Here is an 18,803-nt window from a genome sequence, read left to right on the forward strand (position 1 = left end):
AGGCGGTTGATGAACCAGCGGGCTACGGACGGTCGCGACGGCGGCGCACCTCCGATCGGCGGTCACCACCGGGTGGCGGGACATCAGTTGTTCCTGCACTCGTCCGGCGAAGGCGGTCCCGCCGTGGTGTTCCTGCCCGGTGCGAGTTCGGTCGGTCTCGACTATCTGAAGATCCACGAGGCGGTCGCCGCGTTCACGACCTCGGTCCTCTACGACCGCGGCGGCACCGGCTGGAGCGATCGCGTCGATCTGCCCCGCACCGCGAGCGAGGTCGCGGCAGAACTGCATTCCCTGCTCTCGACCGCGGGTATCGCGGGACCCTATGTCCTGGTGGCGCATTCGCTGGGCGGAGCGTACGCGCGCCGCTTCGCGCAGATGTTCCCCGGTGACGTGGCGGGTCTGGTCGCCCTCGAATCGTTCTCCGAGGACTGGGATACCCACATGCCCGCCGACCTGCATTTGGACCAGACCCCCGACACCGTCCCGGGCAGATTCCAGACCACCCTGCTGCGCGCGCTGTCGCGGCCCTTCTACCGGAAGATGTTCGCGGACTGGCCCGCCGAGATCCGCAAGCCGCTCGTCGCGGGCCACGTCAGCCGGGAATGGATGGTGAACGGGACGAAGGAACGCGGCAATACGACCGCGCTGCGCGACGAACTGAAGGCCGGTCCGCCCTTCCCCGACATCCCCCTGATCGCCATGGCGGCGCTGGGCGCCGATTCCGGCCAACGGCTTTCGCTGTCGAAGACGATGCTGGGGCAACTGAACGCGAGCAAGGAGCGGCTCTACACCGCCATGGCCGATTCGGTCACCGACGGCGAATACCGGCCGCTGCCCGATGCCAAGCACAGCACCGTGCAACTCGACGCTCCCGACGCGATCGTCGAGGCCATCCGCGACGTGCACGCCCGCGCCACCCACTGACCGCGACATCGTCCAAAAGCGAAGGCCGCCCGCACCTTTCGGTGGGACGGCCTGCGCGGCGCCTTCGTGGGGTCAGCGGGCGAACAGCAGTGCGCGCTTGACTTCCTGGATGGCCTTGGTGACCTCGATGCCTCGGGGGCACGCGTCGGTGCAGTTGAAGGTGGTGCGGCAGCGCCACACGCCTTCGACGTCGTTGAGGATGTCGAGGCGTTCGCGGGCGCCCTCGTCACGGCTGTCGAAGATGAAGCGGTGCGCGTTCACGATCGCGGCCGGGCCGAAGTAGCTGCCGTCGCTCCAGTACACGGGGCAGGAGGTGGTGCAGCAGGCGCACAGGATGCACTTGGTGGTGTCGTCGAACCGGGCGCGGTCGGCCTGGCTCTGGATACGTTCACGGGTGGGCTCATTACCCGAGGTCATCAGGTAGGGCTTCACGGCGCGGAACGCGTCGAAGAACGGCTCCATGTTCACCACGAGGTCCTTCTCCACGGGCAGTCCGCGGATGGGCTCGACGGTGATGGTGAGGGTTTTGCCGTTCTTGGGCAGCATGTCCTTCATCAGGACCTTGCAGGCCAGCCGGTTCACGCCGTTGATCCGCATCGCGTCCGAACCGCAGACGCCGTGCGCACAGGAACGACGGAAGGTCAGCGTGCCGTCCAGGTAGGACTTGATGTAGATGAGCACGTTGAGGAACCGGTCGGTCGACAACACCGGCACCTGGAACGAATCCCAGTGCGCGCCTTTGTCGTCCTCAGGGTTGAACCGCGCCACCTTGACGGTGACCATGACCGATCCGTCGGGGACCGGAGCCGGTTTCTGCGAGGAGGGTGCCTCGGCTACAGCAGTCATCAGTACTTACGCTCCATCGGCTCGTAACGGGTCTGCACCACCGGCTTGAAATCGAGGCGGATGTCGGAGATCAGATCCGCACCCTCCTTGTAGGCCATCGTGTGCCGCATGAAGTTCACGTCGTCGCGGTCCGGGTAGTCCTCGCGGGCATGGCCGCCGCGCGATTCCTTGCGGTTGAGCGCGCCGACGACGGTGACCTCGGCCAGTTCGAGCAGGAAGCCCAGCTCGACCGCCTCGAGCAGATCGCTGTTGTAGCGCTTGCCCTTGTCCTGCACGGTGATCCGCGCGTACCGCTCCTTGAGCGCGTGCACATCGGTCAGGGCCGTCTTGAGGGTGTCCTCGGTACGGAACACGGCGGCGTTCATATCCATCGTGTACTGCAGTTCGGTCCTGATATCGGCGACGCGCTCGGTGCCGTGATCGGACAGGATCAACTCCAGCCAGTCCTGCACCATCTTCGCGGGCGTCTCCGGCATCTCGACGAATTCGGTGCGCAGGGCGTATTCCGCCGCGGCGATACCGGCGCGCCGACCGAAGACGTTGATGTCGAGCAGCGAGTTGGTGCCGAGACGGTTGGAGCCGTGCACCGAGACGCACGCGCATTCGCCCGCGGCGTACAGGCCGGGCACGACGTCGGTGTTGTTGCGCAGCACCTCGCCGCGGATCCGGGTCGGGATTCCGCCCATCACGTAGTGGCAGGTCGGCATGACCGGCACCAGCTCGTGCACCGGGTCGACGCCGAGGTAGGTACGGGCGAATTCGGTGATGTCGGGCAGTTTCTCCTCGAGCACGTCCGCGCCGAGGTGGGTCACGTCGATGTAGACGTAATCCTTGTTCGGCCCCGCGCCGCGGCCTTCGAGCACCTCGAGCACCATCGAGCGGGCGACGATATCGCGCGGCGCGAGGTCCTTGATGGTGGGGGCGTAGCGCTCCATGAAACGTTCGCCGGATTCGTTGCGAAGGATGCCGCCCTCGCCGCGCACGGCCTCGGAGATGAGGATGCCGAGTCCGGCCAGGCCCGTCGGATGGAACTGGTGGAATTCCATGTCCTCGAGCGGCAGGCCCTTGCGGAACACGATCGCCATACCGTCACCGGTCAGCGTGTGCGCGTTCGAGGTGGTCTTGTACATGCGCCCGGAGCCGCCGGTGGCGAAGATGATCGCCTTGGCGTGGAAGACGTGGATGTCGCCGGTGGCCAGTTCGTAGGCGACGACGCCGGTCGCCACGGGGCCGCGGTCGGTCTCGCTCATGACCAGGTCGAGCACGTAGAACTCGTTGTAGAACTCCACGTCGTGCTTGACGCAGTTCTGGTACAGCGTCTGCAGGATCATGTGGCCGGTGCGGTCGGCGGCGTAACACGCGCGCCGGACCGGGGCCTTGCCGTGATCGCGGGTGTGGCCGCCGAAACGACGCTGGTCGATCTTGCCCTCGGGGGTCCGGTTGAACGGCAGACCCATCTTCTCGAGGTCCATCACCGCGTCGATGGCCTCCTTGGCCATGATCTCGGCGGCGTCCTGATCGACGAGGTAGTCACCACCCTTGACGGTGTCGAAGGTGTGCCATTCCCAGTTGTCCTCTTCGACGTTCGCCAACGCCGCGCACATGCCGCCCTGCGCCGCGCCGGTGTGGCTGCGGGTCGGGTACAGCTTGGTCAGCACCGCCGTCCGAGTACGCGGACCCGCCTCGATCGCCGCGCGCATGCCGGCGCCACCGGCGCCGACGATCACGACGTCATAGCGATGCTCCTGGATCCTGGAGTCACTCATGTGAGGTGGCCTGTTCCTAACTGATGTTGGGGTCGAAGGTGAAGATGACGTAGGTGCCGACGCCCATGATCAGGATCATCGAGATCGCCAGGGCGGTGTTGAGCCAGAACCGCGTCGAATCCTTGCGCGAGTAGTCCGCGATGACGGTGCGCAGGCCGTTGCCGCCGTGCAATTGGGCCAGCCACAGCATGGTGAGGTCCCAGATCTGCCAGAACGGGCTCGACCAGCGCCCCGCCACGAAGGCGAAGTTGAGTCGTTTCACGCCGCCGTCGAGCAGCAGCATGATCGTCATGTGGCCGAGCACGAGCACGATCAGCAGCAGGCCGGAGAAGCGCATGAAAAGCCACGCGTACTTCTCGAAGTTGTTGTTCGCGCGGGCGCGCGGGGAGCGGGGCAGGTCCAGGCTCGCGGGCCGGTCGTAGGACTTACCGAGTACAGGTGCGCTCATAGAAATCAGTGCTCCGTGAACAGGTAGAAGAACATGCGGCCGATCGCGGGCGCGGCCAGCACCACGACGATCGCGAGAATGATCCAGAGCATCACGCGCTGGTACTTGGGACCCTTGGCCCAGAAGTCGACGAGGATCACCCGGACGCCGTTGAACGCGTGGAAGAGCACGCACACGACCAGGCCCATTTCCATCAACGCGACGATCGGGGTCTTGTAGGTCTCGATGGCCTCGTTGTACGCGTTCGGGCTGACGCGCACCAGCGCGGTGTCGAGCACGTGCACGAACAGGAAGAAGAAGAGGGTGACCCCGGTGATCCGGTGCAGCGCCCACGACCACATGCCGGGGTCGCCTCGGTACAGCGTCTTCCGCTTCGGCTGGGCCGGAGCTTCAATCGTGGTCATAGAGTGCGGTCGCCTCCAACGTCGTTGATGGACCCGGTTGCAAGTCCTAACGCAAGCTGCGTTGGGGGGTGAATGCCCAGGTGGCTACACTCCGGCCCGCCGCCGGGAACCTGAACCGATCTGTTCTGAACTCTAATCCCCTGGCATTGACGGAACTAATTCGGCGTGCCGTGCGTTGCGCTACATTGGACGGACTTAGGCTTACCTTTCTTGATGTGTAATGGGGTGCGCCGCAGTCCTCTCGCGCCCGTATTCGGCTGGTCACAGGGGAGGGTCCGTATGTCGGAAATCGACTGGAATGTATTGCGCGCCAATGCTATTGAAGTCATGCGCAAAGCGTATGCACCGTACTCGCGGTTTCCGGTCGGCGCCGCGGCTCTCAGTGTCGATGGTCGAATTGTGAGCGGGTGCAATGTGGAAAATGTCTCATATGGATTAGGCCTGTGTGCCGAATGTGTACTCGTCGGTAACTTATTCGTGACCGGTGGCGGGCGTCTGACCGCCGTCTCCGTGAGCGATTCTCGTGGCGAAATCCTGATGCCGTGCGGTCGCTGTCGGCAACTGCTGTACGAACACGGCGGACCCGAACTCCTGGTCGATCATCGGGACGGCCCGGTACCGCTGCGACAGTTGTTGCCCGACGCTTTCGGCCCCGACGATCTGGACGCCGGACAGCGCTGACCTTCGGTCGGGCGGCTTCGGTCGCACCAGGAGCGGTCGCCTGTCCCGAATCCGGTCGGCTTCGACCACCGGGGAGGACGAATCCCGTGCCAGACTTTCGATGTGACGGCACTGGACGCGGTTTCCATCATCACGACCAAACGCGACGGCGGTGAACTGTCGGCCGCGCAGATCGACTGGGTGGTCGACGCCTTCACCAGGGGCGAGGTCGCCGACGAGCAGATGTCGGCGCTGGCGATGGCGATCGTATGGCGGGGAATGACCAGGCACGAGACCGCCCGCTGGACCGCGGCGATGATCGCCTCGGGCAGCAGGATGGATTTCACCGACCTGCCACGCCCGACGGTGGACAAACACTCGACCGGCGGCGTCGGCGACAAGATCACCCTGCCGCTGGCGCCACTGGTCGCGGCCTGCGGCGCGGCGGTACCGCAATTGTCCGGGCGCGGGCTCGGTCACACCGGCGGCACCCTGGACAAACTGGAATCCATTCCAGGCTGGCGCGCCGATGTGTCGGTGGCGCGAATGCGCGAAATCCTCACCGACCCCGCCATCGGCGCCGTGGTGTGCGCGGCGGGCGCCGATCTCGCGCCCGCCGATAAACGCCTCTACGCGTTGCGCGATGTCACCGGCACCGTCGAATCCATTCCGTTGATCGCGAGTTCGATCATGAGCAAGAAGATCGCCGAAGGCACCGCGGCCCTGGTCCTCGACGTCAAGGTCGGCTCGGGCGCCTTCCTGAAAACCCTCGACGGCGCGCGCGAACTGGCGAGCGCCATGGTCGGACTCGGCACCGATTCCGGGGTGCGCACCGTCGCGCTGCTCACCGCGATGGACACCCCGCTCGGGAATACCGCCGGTAACGCGCTCGAGGTCGCCGAATCGGTGCGGGTACTCGCGGGCGGTGGCCCGGCCGACGTGGTCGAACTGACGGTGACGCTGGCCAGGGAGATGGTCGCGGCCGCTGGTATCGATATCGACCCGGCCGACGTCCTCGCCGACGGACGCGCGATGGATCACTGGCGCGCGATGGTCCGCGCCCAGGGCGGCGATCCGGACGCGGCGCTGCCGAAGGCCAGGCACACCGAGACCCTGCGGGCCGAGCGCGACGGCGTGCTGACCCGGCTCGACGCCATGGGTGTGGGCATCGCCGCGTGGCGTCTCGGTGCGGGACGCGTCAGACAGGGCGAACCGGTGCAATTCGGCGCGGGGGTGGAAATGCACGCCAAACCCGGCGATCCGGTGTCGGCGGGGCAGCCGCTGCTCACCCTGCACACCGATACTCCCGAAACCTTCCCCGGCGCCGTCGCCGCGCTGGCGGACGCCTACGCGATCGGGACCGAAGCACCCGCGCGGGTTCCGCTGGTACTCGACCGGATCGGCAACTCCTGAGCGAGGCCGCGGCGTCACCGGTGGCGTGAGCGGCGTCTCGGCGCGTCGAACGCCGAAACGACCGCGAGCGTAATCACAGCCGCCCACGGTGTGACGTCTGTGCCAACTGCGCTGCCCGCGCCGTCGGGGGCGGCTAACGTGGATTCATGACAGGACCGATGCCTTTGACCCTTGCCTCGATCCGCCAAGCTCCCAAGGCACTGCTGCACGATCACCTCGACGGTGGTCTGCGGCCCGCGACCGTGCTGGAGCTCGCCGCCGATTGCGGTTACCAGGACCTACCCGCCTCCGACGAGCAATCCCTCGGCGAATGGTTCCGCAACGCCGCCGACAGCGGTTCGCTGGAACGCTATCTGGAGACCTTCGCCCACACCGTCGCGGTGATGCAGACCCCGGAAGGCCTGCGCCGGGTCGCCAAGGAATGCGCGGAGGATCTCGCCGCCGACGGCGTCGTCTACGCCGAAGTGCGTTTCGCGCCCGAACAGCATCTGGAACGCGGGCTCAGCCTGGACGAAGTCGTCGAGCACACCCTCGCCGGATTCCGCGAAGGTGAGGCCGCCGCCGCGGCCGCCGGTCACCCGATCGTGGTGACCTGTCTGCTGACCGCCATGCGCCACGCGGCGCGGTCACGGGAGATCGCCGAACTCACGGTGCGCTGGCGCGATCGCGGTGTGGGCGGATTCGATATCGCCGGCGCCGAGGCGGGCTATCCGCCCAGCCGTCATCTGGACGCCTTCGAATACATGCGGGCCAACAGCGCGCATTTCACGATTCACGCCGGTGAGGCCTTCGGATTACCGTCTATCCACGAGGCGCTGGCTTTCTGCGGCTGCGACCGTCTCGGTCACGGTGTGCGGATCACCGACGACATCCAGGTGCCCGGCGCGATCGAGGACGCGAAATTGGGGCGGGTGGCGAACTATGTGCGGGATACGCGGATCCCGCTCGAATTGTGCCCGTCGTCGAATGTGCAGACCGGGGCGGTGCCGTCCCTGGACAAACATCCGTTCGACCTGCTCGCCCGGCTGCGTTTCCGCGTCACCGTCAACACCGACAACCGATTGATGAGCGACACCACGATGAGCAACGAGATGCTCAAACTGGTCGAGACATTCGGTTACGGCTGGAGCGATCTGGAACGTTTCACCATCAACGCGATGAAATCCTCGTTCATCCCGTTCCCGGAACGGCTGCGGATCATCGACGACATCATCAAACCGGGATACGCCGTACTGCTCGGCTGAGCCGGATCGGCGCGCCATCGCACGGTCCGTGAGCCGGATCCGGTGCGGTGGCGCGCTGCCGATTCCGACATGTCACACCGTGTGGCGCCGCCTCGTCTACTCGATGAACCGGATCGAGTCGGAGGAGAACACAATGCGGATCGCGATTGTCGGAGCGAGTGGGCGGATCGGCCGCGAGGTCGTCGACGTGCTGAAGAACAGGGGACACGACGTCGTGGCCGTCACCCGTTCGTCGGGTGTCGACGTCCATACCGGTCGAGGGCTCGAGCAGGCGCTGATCGGTGCGGAGGTGGTGGTCGACGCGGTGAACGCCGCCACCACCGAAACCGAGGCGGTGCGGGAGTTCTTCGGCACCGTCGCCACGAACGTGCGACGCGCCGCCGCCGAGGCGGGGGTGCGCCGGATCGTTCTGGTGTCGATCATCGGCATCGACCCGTTCACCAGCGGTCACTACGCGGGCAAACTCGCCCACGAACACGGCTATCTGGCGGGACCGGTTCCGGTGCGCGTCCTGCGCGCCGCGCAATTCCACGAATTCACCGAGATGATGCTGGACTGGACGACCAGCGGCGACACCGCCCACGTGCCGGAAGTCCGCATCCAACTGGTCGCCGCCCGCACCGTCGCGGAACACCTGGCCGACCTGGCGGTCGACGAATCCGGTGCCGACCGCGTCGAGGTCGCGGGCCCCGAGGCACTGAACCTCGCCGCCGCCGTCACGAAACTCGCGGCACGACGCGGTGCCCCGACACGGGTGACCGAGGTCTCCGACCCGAACGACCCCGACCAGCGACTCCAGGCCGAAGGCGCGTTGCTGCCCGGACCGGGCACGACACTGGCCGGGCCGACCTTCGACGAGTGGTTGGACCAGCACTACCCGTCGGCGAGGTAGCCCGCACGACGCCCCAGGTCTCGGTGTGGTTCGCCTTGCCCTCGATCGGCTCGCGGGCCTGACCGGGCCTGTCGGACCGACCTCGTGGGACTGACCGGCTCGTGGGTGCGACTGCCTCGTGGGTCTGACCGGGCTTGTGGGTGCGACTGCCTCGTGGGTCTGACCGGGCTTGTGGGTCTGATCGGGCTTTGGGTCTGGACCGGCTTGTGGGTCTGGATTGGTGTGTGGGTCTGGATTGGTGTGTGGGTTCGATCGGTGTGTGGGACCGATCGGTGTGTGGGACCGATTGGCTTGTGGGACCTACCCGCCCCGCAGGACCGACCGGCTGGTGAGTGATGGGCTGCGGGACCGATCGGCTTGCGGGACTCGGCCGACTCGTGGACCCGACCGGGAGAACCGCGCGATTCCGCCGCGGCGCTGTGGGCCGACGGGATACCCCGCCCTATACGGCTGCGAGCGGGCATTCGCTAGCGTGCCCGACATGACAGTGCTGCAGGTTCCTCGCCGTTTCAACGGGCCGCCGGATTCCGCCAACGGCGGCTACCTGGGCGGGTTGCTGGCCGATCAGCACGAGGCGGCGACCGTCACCGTGGTGCTGCGGAGTCCGCCTCCGCTGGATACCCCGCTGCTGGTGCGGGACGGGGCGCTGCTGCACGGCGATGTCGTGGTCGCCGAATCGAGTGTCGGCGTATTCGAGCACGAGGCGCCGCGGGCCGTGCCGTTCGCGACGGCCGGCGAGGCGTCGAGGTCGTATCGCTGCAACGAGACCTTCTCGAGCTGTTTCGTGTGCGGCAGCGCCCGCCCCGACGGTCTGCGGATCGAACCGGGATCGGTCGGGGAGGGCCTGGTGGCCTCGCAGTGGATTCCGGACGCGTCGCTGTCGATCGGCACCGCGATCGTGTGGGCGGCGCTGGACTGCCCCGGCGGCTGGTCGCTGCCGGATATGGTCGAACGCCCCGCCGTACTCGGCAGGATGACCGCGATCGTGCCCGACCTGCCCGAGGTGGGCGAAGAGTGTGTCGCGGTCGGTGAACTCCACGGTGAGCAGGGACGCAAGGCGTTCGCGTCGTCGGCGGTCTACGGTGCCGACGGCCGACTGCTCGGCCGCGCCGAACAGGTGTGGATCCGGCTGAAATGATCGTGCGGGCACCGAGCGGAATCGGTGCCGCACGATTCGTGTTCCGCCGCCCTTACTTCTGGACGATCCGCGCCTCGAAATTGCGTTCCAACTCGCGCCAGTTCTGCGCCTCCGCGGTGAACGGGGGATTCGGGGCGAGCCGGGTCGGGTCGGGATTGAGCAGGTAGGAGACATACCAGCCGAGCGGGGTGGACTGGGCCAGCGCCTGTTCGACGGCATCGTCCTCGGCGTAGTCGGCCGCGTCGGTGAACAGTTCGACCGCCAGGTCGAGCTGGTCGATATCCACCGCTTCCGGACCCTGCGACAGATCGTCGGCCAGACCGTGCAGCACGTAGACGTTCTCGTCGGTGACCTCGATCTCGAGCGAGCCGTCGACCGCCGCGGTCTGCACATCGCTGTAGGTGCTGACCCTGGACAGATCGTGTTCGTGATCGTCGGCCAGGTAGCGCGCCAGCGCCCGCTCCGAACCGAAGGTCGAGATCGCGCCGTCCTTGCCGAGGAAGATCGGCTCGTCGTCGAGGTAACAGCGCAGCGTGAAGAGTTCGCCGTCGGAGGTGATGATCTTCACCGGGTCGATGCCGACCTCGTTCCAGAACGTCTCGTCCTCGTCCTCGTCGTCATCCGCGTCGAGGTCGACCGACTCGAATTCCTCGTCCTCCTCGCTGTCGGCCGCGTCGTCGGCATCGATGACGTTCTCCTCGGCCGCCAGCAGTTCCGCCTCGGCGACCGAGACGGCCGCCGCGTCGACCTCGGGGGTGGAGACCACCGAGTCGATGGCGTCCAGTACTGCGTCCCAGTCCTTGGCGATGGCCGCGCCGATCTGGATCCACAATTCCTCGCCGTCACGACCGACGAAGGAACTCACGCCGGCGGGCAGTGCGCCGAGCACCGGGTGGGAGCTGAAGAATTTGGTGACGACCTCCAGCTCGCAGACCTCGCCGATATTGCGAACCATCTCGAGGGTGTCCTCGAGTTCGGCGATGGATTCCACCTCCGGGTCACCTGCGGCAAGTTCGGGAACCGCGACGAGGTCGAAGGAATGATTGTCCTCCGGCTCCAGTTCGGCCGCCGACAACGCCACCACGATCTTCCAGGCCGGATGATCGACGAGGTCGTTATCGGAGTCGGTTCGTATGAACGCGGCGAGCTCCGCCACGGACTCGAAACCGTACAGCGCATCCTCGTGTCCGAGGAACGCCTCCCACTCGTCGTCGCCGTCCCGCCAGCGCGGTGCCCACAGTGTGACGAGATCGCCGTCGGTCAGGCCGAGCTCGATCGGGACGATGTCTCCAGAAGCCATGTGCGGAAGCCTATCGACCTTCCGTGTCAGGCACTATCCGGCCCGCCCCCAACGCTGCCGTTCGCGTCGGATGTGGCGGGTGCGAACGACTCGTTCAGTGTCGCAACGACCTTCGAGCGCTGTGCGCCCGCGTCCTCGGAAGCCTGCCTACAGGCCCAGATGATCAGCTGACCGACATCGCTGGGAGCCATCGATGTGACGGCCTCCGACAGCGAGAGTCCGACCAGCGCGCCGTCGCTGTTCACCTCGACGCTGACCGCCCCGTCGTCGGTGGTGAACTGGCCGCGTACCTGCTTGAGGCCGTACAGCGCGGCCTCGAGCGCCTCCAGTTTCGATGTCGCGTTCGCGACCAGCGCGTCCATTTCCGCACTCATACCCGTGCCCGCCTGCCACTCGATTCCGGACGGACCGCCCCTGCCTCCGGCTCGGTCATACCGGCCTCATCCAGCTCGTCGGCCCGGTGTCGGCGTCGTCGATGCGATCCAGTTCGTCCACCGCCTGCTGTCTGGTCGGCAACCCGAGCCGGTCCAGGATGTCGGCGGGCATTCCGGCCTCGGTGAGCACCTCGCGGCGCCTGGCCCGCGCGGCGACGGTGGACCGCTGCGTCAGGCGCAGGATCTCGCCGGCGAGAGCCTGTGCGCCGTAACGGTATTCACTGCGCTCGAATTTGATCTCGACGGGCATGCCCTGATCGGTCGCCCGCACCGCGATGGTGCCCGACCTGTTGGTGCTGCCCGCGACCGTGACATTCGGCACCGGCTGCGACTGCTGCGGATCCACCGGCGTACTCATTCGGTGGGCCTGTAGAAGCCGTAGAACTCCATACCAATGTTCTCCGTTCGAATCGAACTGACCGAGACCGGGTCGCCGGCCTCGACGAGTTGCCCGTTGCCGACCACCATGGCGACGTGGCCGTCCCACACGGCCAGATCGCCCGGCATCAGATCGCCGGGTGACACCTGCGGGTGTCCGATGTGCTGTTCCTGGGCCAGACGCGGCAGTTCGACGCCCGCCTCGCCGTAGGCGTATTTCGTCAGGCCGCTGCAGTCGATACCCGATCCGGGGCTGTTACCGCCCCAGACGTACGGGGTGCCGACCGCGCCGAGCGCCGATTTGACCGCCGTCGCCGCCTTCTCGTTCGGCGCTTCGACCGTGCTGCCGTCGGGCAGGGTGATCTTCACGCCGGTGCCGTCGGACGACGTCGATTTGGCCGTGTCGGTATTGCTCGGCGTGGCCGAGGTGCCGGTGCTGGATTTGCTCGCGGCGGGCGTTGTCTTCGCCGACGAGGCGGTGTTCAGGGACTGGCCGACGGTGCTCACCATGCTGCCCGCGCCGCTCGCGAGACCGAGCAGCCCGCTGACGCCCGAGTTCACACCGGAGGTGAGACCGGAGGTCAGATTGCTCGGCATCGAGGCCAGGGAGGTCGACGGCGGCGGTGTCAGCGAGTTCATCGACTGGGTCTGGGTGTTGAGTTCGGTCTGAGTGCGGTTGACCACGCTCAGCCCCTGATTCAGGTGGTCGATCGCGGAGCCGACCAGCACCGTGAAACCCTGCGGGGTCGCGATGGCGGGGCCGAGGCTCGACGCCTGGGTGAGGAAGGACTGGACGATGCCGTTGAGATCCTTCTGGCCCGTCTCGACCTGCGCGGCGGCCTGATCGACCACGGTGGCCATCTCCGTGCCGCGGTCGGAGATGGTCGCGGTCGAGGTCTGCACCCGCAGCGCCTTCGACGTCGCGGCGTCGGCGGCGACGCCGTCCCAGGCGACGTTCATCTGGTTGATGCTGTTGCGGCTCAACTGATGTAGCTGATCCAGCACCGTCGAGGTGGAGTTCAGCGCGTCCGATGGCCCGCCCGTCGGCAGTACGCCGGAGCCGAAGCTGGAGAGCAGATCCAACAGCGGCTTGGCCAGCACGTTGATATCTATCACCGGCTCATCCGTCCAGATCTGTTGTCTTCAGCGCGGCGGCGTTGTTCAGGTCCGTTTCGGTGAGCACGGTCGCCGCACCCGCCGTGGCGCCGCCCAGGCTCGACAGCACCGCCGAGAGCTGGCCGATGGAGGCGATATGCCCCGCGTGGGCGGCCGCGTAGGCGGTCATGAAATCACCGCCGATGAGGCCCATGATCGGTCCGAGCAGCGCCGGGTTCGCGGCCGCCGCACTGGCCGCGGCCCCCGCCATCTCACCCGACATCACCTCGGCGGTCGCGCTATAAGCCGCAATGCCTTCGGCGTCCGCCGACATCTTTCGCATAGTGCTTCCCCCATCCGTTGTTCCCAGGCAGAGTACGTCATTCACCTAGTTCGACGCGCTGCGTTCCCGATCGGTTCCCGCTCGTTCGGAAAATTTCGGGTCGGCGATCGGACCGGATGCGCGCCGATCCCTATGTCGTTGTATCGCCGTGTCGCGGTGCACTCCTCGCGATGTACTCCACCCCGCTGCCGACGACCTTATCGTTCCCTCATGCGCACGCACACCGTGGACCACCCACTCGCCGCCGCCCTGCTCACGACCATGCGCGACGCGCGTACACCCAATCCCGGGTTCCGCGCGGCACTGCGCGATCTCACCGGAATCCTGATCTACGAGGCATTGCGTGAGGCTCCGGTCACCCGCTTCGACGTCACCACACCCGTCGCCGTCGCCGAGGGCGTGCGCCTGGCCGCGCCGCCGCTGCTGGTGCCGGTGCTGCGCGCGGGGCTCGGCATGATCGACGCGGCGTCGGCGCTGATCCCCGACTCCAGGGTCGGATTCGTCGGCATCGCCCGTGACGAGGACAGTCACCAACCCGTTCCCTACATGGAATCGCTGCCCGCCGATCTCGCCGAGATCCCGGTCTACGTACTGGATCCGATGCTGGCCACCGGCGGTTCCATGCGCCACACCCTCGAACTGCTCGTCGCCCGCGGCGCCACCGACATCACCGCGGTCTGCGTGGTCGCCGCCCCCGAAGGCATTGCCGCGCTCGCCGATTCGGGGATGCCGGTACGGCTGGTCACCGCCGTTGTCGACGCGGGCCTGAACGAGAACGCCTATATCGTTCCCGGCCTCGGTGACGCGGGTGATCGGCAGTTCGGTCCACGCTGAGCCGAGTCGTTCCGAACTTCCCGGGGGCGCGCGCCGACGGCCGGGTGTCAGAGACTTTCGCAGAATTCCCGCAGTCGCGAAAGGCGCGCGTCCGCACGATCTCGCGCCGCTCCCAGCCCCGCTCGCCCGGACACCGGTTCGACCACTTCCAGATAGCATTTGAGTTTCGGCTCGGTCCCCGACGGCCGGATCACGACCCGGATGCCACTGCCGTCGAAGATCAACGCGTCGGTCCGCATCCGGCCACGCACCCGGAGTTGGTCGGTGTATTTCACCGGCTCGCCCGCGATCTCGTCGGGAGGGGCTGCGCGCAGACGGTCGACCACGGCGGCCGCCGCCGAGATGTCGGGCAGTCGCAGCGAGACCTGATCGCCGGCGTGCACGCCGAATTCGACGGCGTAGTCGTCCAGTTCGTCGGTCAGGGTGCGTCCCACGGCCCCGAGGCGGGCCACCAGGTCGGCGGTGAGCACGGCGGCGGTGATTCCGTCCTTGTCGCGCACCGCCGCCGGGTCGACGCAGTGGCCGATGGCCTCCTCGTAGGCGTAGACGAGTCCGTCACCCGCGCGAGCCAGCCATTTGAAACCGGTCAGCGTCTCCGCATAGCGGCCGCCCCTGGCCTCGGCCAGTTCCGAGAGCAGTCGCGAGGAGACGATGGTGGTCGCCACCAGGGAGCCGGGTGGCGCGGTGCGCAACACGTCGTCGCCGAGCAGCACGCCGGTCTCGTCGCCGCGCAGCATCCGCCAACCGCGCGGTCCGCGGATACCCACCGCGCAGCGGTCGGCGTCGGGGTCGAGTGCGATCGCCACGTCGGCGTCGACACGCGCGGCGAGGGCGAGCAGCAGATCGGCCGCGCCCGGCTCCTCCGGGTTCGGAAAGGCGACGGTCGGGAAGTCCGGGTCGGGTTCGAATTGCTCCGGCACGACGTGCACATCGGTGAATCCGGCCGCACCGAGCGCGGCGACCGCGGTCGCGCCGCCGACACCGTGCAACGCGGTCAACGCGATTCTGATGTCGGCGCGCTCGCCCGGTCCGCCGATCGTGGCGGGCACCTGCGCGGCGCGCGCGAGATAGCGCCGCACGACCTCCTCGCCCGGATCGTCACCGAGCGCGGCGCGCACACGCGTGTCCGTCGAGCCCGAGACGGGATCCGCGCGCGGGATCGGCTCGCGCACCGCGTCGATCGCCGCCTCGATCTCGGCGTCGGCGGGCGGGATCAACTGCGCGCCGCCGTCGAGGAAGACCTTGTAGCCGTTGTCGGTCGCCGGATTGTGCGACGCGGTGATCTGCACACCCGCGACCGCCCGTGACTCCCGCACCGCGAATGCCACCAGCGGTGTCGGCAGCGGGCGCGGCAGCATCAGCACCGTGAAACCGGCGGCGGCGAAAACCTCGGCGGTGACCTGCGCGAATTCGGCGGAACCGTGACGCGCGTCGCGGCCGACGACCACGATCCCGCCTCCGAGGCACCGTCCGCGCAGCCAGTCGGCCAACCCGGCGGTCGCCCTGGCGACGGTGTCGACGTTCATGCCGTCGGGGCCGTCCCGGAGCGGACCGCGCAGGCCCGCCGTGCCGAAACGCAACATCAGTCGATCCTCGCCGACGTCGTCACGCTCACCGTCACAGTTGCTCGAGGATGCCGCGCAGCAGTTTGCCCAGGCGCGGGGCCGCCGCGTGCCCTTCGGCGAGCACCTCGGCGTGCGACAGGTGCTCACCGGTCACGCCCGCGGCCAGATTGGTGACGAGGGAGATGCCGAGCACGCGGGCTCCCAGCGCCCGGCACGCGATGGCCTCCAGCACCGTCGACATGCCGACCAAATCCGCGCCCATGGTGCGCAACATCCGTATCTCGGCGGGTGTCTCGTACTGCGGACCGGTCAGGCCCGCGTAGACGCCTTCGGTCAGGTCGGGGTCCATCTCGCGTGCCAGCGCCCGCAGTTCGGGGTCCCACGCGTCGACCAGGTCGACGAAAGAGGCGCCCTCGAGCGGTGTCCGTCCGGTGAGATTGAGGTGATCGCCGATCAGGACCGGTTCGCCGACCCGGAGGCCGTCGCGGATTCCGCCCGCGGCGTTGGTGAGCACCACGGTGTCCGCGCCCGCGGCGATGGCCGCCGTGACGGGGTGCACGACCTGCGCGGGTGCGTAACCCTCGTACAGGTGCTGGCGTCCCATGAGCAGCAGCACGGGCGTGTTGTCGACGGCGAGCGAATGCACCATGCCGACGTGTCCCTGTGCGCTCGGCACTCCGAATCCGGGCAGTTCCGGCATGGCGACCGAGGCACGTGGCGTTCCGATCTCCGCGGCGGCGTCCTGCCAGCCCGACCCGAGAACCACCGCGACCCGGTGGCGTTCGACTCCGGTATGTTCGGCGATCGCCTGGGCGGCCTGTTCGGCAAGCATGAACTCACTCTATTCGACGGCCCCCGAACGCGAGCGACGTAGTCACCGCCACCGGGAGCGTCCCGGCGCGCGGACGGGCCGCATCGTGTCGCGCGGACCGGCTACCCGCGAGTAGGACTCGCCGCGGCACCCCGATAGGCTGCGCCGCATGCCGTATCTGGAGCGCGAGGCAGATGTGTTCGTCCTGTACCTCGGGAACGAGGGACAGACCGACAGCGAGAACCGCTTCCACCCCGATTGGATCGATGAGTTCCACGGGCTGCTCGACGAGGTCGAGGCGAGCGAGGGGCCCGCGGCGCTGGTCACCGTCGCCACCGGCAAGTTCTACAGCAACGGCCTCGATACCGATTGGCTCTTCGGCAACCTCGACCACATGCACGGCTACCTCGACCGCGTGCACGGCATCTTCGCCCGATTGCTCACTTTCGCGCTGCCGACCGTGGCCGCGATCAACGGTCACGCCTTCGGGGCGGGCGCGATGCTGGCCACCTCGCACGATTTCCGGGTGATGCGCGCCGATCGCGGTTTCTGGTGCCTGCCCGAGGTGCATCTCGGCATGCCCTTCACCGTCGGGATGAACGCGCTGCTGACCAACCGGCTGAGCAACCAGGTCTGCGTGCAGGCGATGACCACCGGGCATCGCTACCCCGCCGATCAGGCCGCGGCCGCGGGCATCGTCGACGACCTCGCCGCGCCCGAGGTGTTGCTGGAGACCGCGGTCGCGCGCGCGGCGGCACTCGCGAGCAACCGCAAGCCGAATCTGCCGGTGATCAAGCGCGCGCTGCACGCCGGGTCATTGGCCGGGCTCGCCGTGCCCAACACCGGGGAGAACCTGGCCTTCGCCGCGGGGTAGACCGGTAGCGGGTCGACACGGGTCAAACGCGACGAGACGGGCGCAGCGTCAACCCGGCGCGACCCGTAGTGCGAGACTGTGTCGCATGCCACCACCGCGTAGCGGGCACGAGGAGACGCGCGCCGATCTCGCGCGCGCGGACAGGGCTGTGGCCGAGCGCGCCGACGGGACCGGGGCGGCGACGAGTGCTTCGAACGCATCGGACGCCGCGATCGCCGCCGCCACCGGACGTCTGGTCGAGCTGTCGCACGCCATCCACGCCGAGCCGGAGTTGGCGTTCGAGGAGACGCGCAGTGTCGCCAAGACGGTGGCCCCGCTGATCGAGCGCGGTTTCCAGGTCGACCTCGGCGTCGCCGATCTGCCGACAGCCTTCCGCGCGACCTACGGCAGCGGCGATCTGACGATCGGCCTCTGCGCCGAATACGACGCGCTGCCCGAGATCGGCCACGCCTGCGGGCACAACATCATCGCCGCGTCGGCGGTGGGGGCGGGTCTGGGCCTCGCCGAGGTGGCCGACGAACTCGGTATCACGGTGATCGTGCTCGGCACGCCCGCCGAGGAGAGCGGCGGCGGCAAAGTGCTGATGCTGGAGCGCGGCGTCTTCGACGACGTGGCGATGGCGATGATGGTTCACCCCGGTCCGGTCGACATCGCGGGCGCCAGATCGCTGGCTCTCGCCGATATCGGGGTGGTCTTCCACGGCCGCGAAGCCCATGCCAGCGCGTCGCCCGAACTGGGCCGCAACGCGGGGGACGCGGTCACCATCGCGCAGGTAGCTCTGGGCTTGCTACGTCAACATATCCAGCCTGGCCAGCAACTTCACGGTATAGTCGGCGACGGTGGCGTAGCCCCCAATATCGTGCCTGGACGTGCGGAACTGCTGTACTACCTACGCGCAGCGGATTCCGCATCCCTCGATGAACTGATGCGACGCGCATCGGCTTGTTTCGAGGCGGGCGCACTGGCAACCGGCTGCACCCACGAAATCCGGACGCTCGCCCCGACATATACCGAGCTGACGCCCGATGCGGCACTACTGTGTGCCTATCGTGAGCAGATCGCCGAACTGGGTCGGGTGCCGATCGCACCGGAACTCGAGGCGCGGCGCCCGCTGGGCAGTACCGATATGGGCAATGTCACCAACGTCATCCCCGGCATCCATCCGGTGATCGGCATCGATGCCGGTGGGGCGGTGACACATCAGCCAGGCTTCGCCGCGGCCAGTATCAACGCCTCGGCGGATCGCGCGGTCACCGATGGCGCGCTCGCGCTCGCGCGTACCGCTATCGCGATCGCGCGCGATGAAGTACAGAGAGACAGGTTGTTGGAACGTCTGGTTCGACGACAGGAGGAAGTTCGGTGAGCACAACCGGCCGATCGTCGGCGCATGCGGAGGGGAGCGCGTGTGCGACCACGGAGGGCCCGGGGGGCGCG

Annotated in this window: 20 protein-coding genes; 9 read left to right on the forward strand and 11 right to left on the reverse strand. The window is 67.7% G+C overall.

Annotated features, from left to right (window positions below; translation table 11 throughout):
- The first annotated feature begins 9 nt into the window (after positions 1-9).
- Positions 10-924 (forward strand): alpha/beta fold hydrolase, encoded by a 915-nt coding sequence (locus DAT37_RS16470; RefSeq protein WP_109525550.1) that lies wholly within the window; start codon positions 10-12, stop codon positions 922-924.
- A 72-nt stretch (positions 925-996) separates the two neighbouring features.
- Here the strand turns inward: DAT37_RS16470 and DAT37_RS16475 are convergent, their stop codons facing one another.
- The 4 genes from DAT37_RS16475 to sdhC are packed head-to-tail and all read right to left on the reverse strand — an operon-like array spanning position 997 to position 4,388.
- Positions 997-1,770 (reverse strand): succinate dehydrogenase iron-sulfur subunit, encoded by a 774-nt coding sequence (locus DAT37_RS16475; protein ID WP_109525551.1) that lies wholly within the window; start codon positions 1,768-1,770, stop codon positions 997-999.
- A complete protein-coding gene (sdhA, locus tag DAT37_RS16480) occupies positions 1,770-3,536 on the reverse strand; it encodes a succinate dehydrogenase flavoprotein subunit (RefSeq protein ID WP_109525552.1) in 1,767 nt (588 codons plus the stop codon). The genes DAT37_RS16475 and sdhA overlap by 1 nt, the downstream gene beginning before the upstream one ends.
- Before the next feature lie 16 nt (positions 3,537-3,552).
- Positions 3,553-3,984, reverse strand: a complete 432-nt coding sequence (locus DAT37_RS16485; protein ID WP_109525553.1) for a succinate dehydrogenase hydrophobic membrane anchor subunit — start codon at positions 3,982-3,984, stop codon at positions 3,553-3,555.
- 5 nt (positions 3,985-3,989) lie between these two features.
- Positions 3,990-4,388, reverse strand: a complete 399-nt coding sequence (sdhC, locus tag DAT37_RS16490) for a succinate dehydrogenase, cytochrome b556 subunit (RefSeq protein ID WP_109525554.1) — start codon at positions 4,386-4,388, stop codon at positions 3,990-3,992.
- A 279-nt stretch (positions 4,389-4,667) separates the two neighbouring features.
- Between sdhC and DAT37_RS16495 the strand changes: the two genes are divergently transcribed.
- From DAT37_RS16495 to DAT37_RS16515, 5 genes are all read left to right on the forward strand, one after another.
- Entirely contained in the window at positions 4,668-5,069 is a 402-nt protein-coding gene (locus DAT37_RS16495) for a cytidine deaminase (RefSeq protein WP_109525555.1), read from the forward strand.
- Between the two features lie 102 nt (positions 5,070-5,171).
- Positions 5,172-6,461 carry a thymidine phosphorylase gene (locus DAT37_RS16500; protein WP_109525556.1) on the forward strand — a complete coding sequence of 430 codons (1,290 nt, stop codon included), beginning with the start codon at positions 5,172-5,174 and terminating at the stop codon, positions 6,459-6,461.
- 146 nt (positions 6,462-6,607) lie between these two features.
- Positions 6,608-7,705 carry an adenosine deaminase gene (locus DAT37_RS16505; protein WP_109525557.1) on the forward strand — a complete coding sequence of 366 codons (1,098 nt, stop codon included), beginning with the start codon at positions 6,608-6,610 and terminating at the stop codon, positions 7,703-7,705.
- A 133-nt stretch (positions 7,706-7,838) separates the two neighbouring features.
- Entirely contained in the window at positions 7,839-8,597 is a 759-nt protein-coding gene (locus tag DAT37_RS16510; RefSeq protein ID WP_232839777.1) for an SDR family oxidoreductase, read from the forward strand.
- A 481-nt stretch (positions 8,598-9,078) separates the two neighbouring features.
- Positions 9,079-9,735: a hypothetical protein gene (locus DAT37_RS16515; RefSeq protein ID WP_109525558.1), complete on the forward strand. Its 657-nt coding sequence runs from the start codon at positions 9,079-9,081 to the stop codon at positions 9,733-9,735.
- Between the two features lie 52 nt (positions 9,736-9,787).
- On the opposite strand, the gene DAT37_RS16520 is transcribed toward DAT37_RS16515, so the two are convergent.
- Genes DAT37_RS16520 through DAT37_RS16540 form a run of 5 tightly spaced genes read right to left on the reverse strand, consistent with a single transcriptional unit; the run spans position 9,788 to position 13,276 of the window.
- Entirely contained in the window at positions 9,788-11,035 is a 1,248-nt protein-coding gene (locus DAT37_RS16520) for a primosomal protein (RefSeq protein ID WP_109525559.1), read from the reverse strand.
- A gap of 26 nt (positions 11,036-11,061) precedes the next feature.
- Positions 11,062-11,409: a YbaB/EbfC family nucleoid-associated protein gene (locus tag DAT37_RS16525; RefSeq protein ID WP_109525560.1), complete on the reverse strand. Its 348-nt coding sequence runs from the start codon at positions 11,407-11,409 to the stop codon at positions 11,062-11,064.
- Between the two features lie 55 nt (positions 11,410-11,464).
- Positions 11,465-11,827 carry a hypothetical protein gene (locus DAT37_RS16530; RefSeq protein WP_109525561.1) on the reverse strand — a complete coding sequence of 121 codons (363 nt, stop codon included), beginning with the start codon at positions 11,825-11,827 and terminating at the stop codon, positions 11,465-11,467.
- The gene (locus DAT37_RS16535; RefSeq protein WP_109525562.1) at positions 11,824-12,963 is read right to left on the reverse strand and encodes an NlpC/P60 family protein; all 1,140 of its coding nucleotides are present in this window, start codon (positions 12,961-12,963) and stop codon (positions 11,824-11,826) included. Before DAT37_RS16535 ends, DAT37_RS16530 begins: the two co-directional genes overlap by 4 nt.
- A gap of 4 nt (positions 12,964-12,967) precedes the next feature.
- Entirely contained in the window at positions 12,968-13,276 is a 309-nt protein-coding gene (locus tag DAT37_RS16540; RefSeq protein ID WP_332873328.1) for a hypothetical protein, read from the reverse strand.
- Positions 13,277-13,495: 219 nt separating this feature from the next.
- Between DAT37_RS16540 and upp the strand changes: the two genes are divergently transcribed.
- Positions 13,496-14,119 carry a uracil phosphoribosyltransferase gene (upp, locus tag DAT37_RS16545; protein ID WP_109525564.1) on the forward strand — a complete coding sequence of 208 codons (624 nt, stop codon included), beginning with the start codon at positions 13,496-13,498 and terminating at the stop codon, positions 14,117-14,119.
- Between the two features lie 47 nt (positions 14,120-14,166).
- Here upp and DAT37_RS16550 read toward each other — a convergent pair whose 3' ends face one another.
- Together DAT37_RS16550 and DAT37_RS16555 are read right to left on the reverse strand one after the other, a co-directional pair.
- Entirely contained in the window at positions 14,167-15,702 is a 1,536-nt protein-coding gene (locus DAT37_RS16550) for a phospho-sugar mutase (protein WP_109525565.1), read from the reverse strand.
- A 34-nt stretch (positions 15,703-15,736) separates the two neighbouring features.
- Positions 15,737-16,516 (reverse strand): purine-nucleoside phosphorylase, encoded by a 780-nt coding sequence (locus DAT37_RS16555; protein ID WP_109525566.1) that lies wholly within the window; start codon positions 16,514-16,516, stop codon positions 15,737-15,739.
- A gap of 148 nt (positions 16,517-16,664) precedes the next feature.
- On the opposite strand from DAT37_RS16555, the gene DAT37_RS16560 reads away from it, so the two are divergent.
- Positions 16,665-17,369, forward strand: a complete 705-nt coding sequence (locus DAT37_RS16560) for an enoyl-CoA hydratase/isomerase family protein (protein ID WP_109525567.1) — start codon at positions 16,665-16,667, stop codon at positions 17,367-17,369.
- Positions 17,370-17,454: 85 nt separating this feature from the next.
- Positions 17,455-18,732 (forward strand): M20 family metallopeptidase, encoded by a 1,278-nt coding sequence (locus tag DAT37_RS16565; protein ID WP_109525568.1) that lies wholly within the window; start codon positions 17,455-17,457, stop codon positions 18,730-18,732.
- Positions 18,733-18,803 lie beyond the last annotated feature (71 nt).

This window comes from Nocardia aurea, from assembly GCF_003123685.1.
Lineage (GTDB): Bacteria > Actinomycetota > Actinomycetes > Mycobacteriales > Mycobacteriaceae > Nocardia > Nocardia aurea.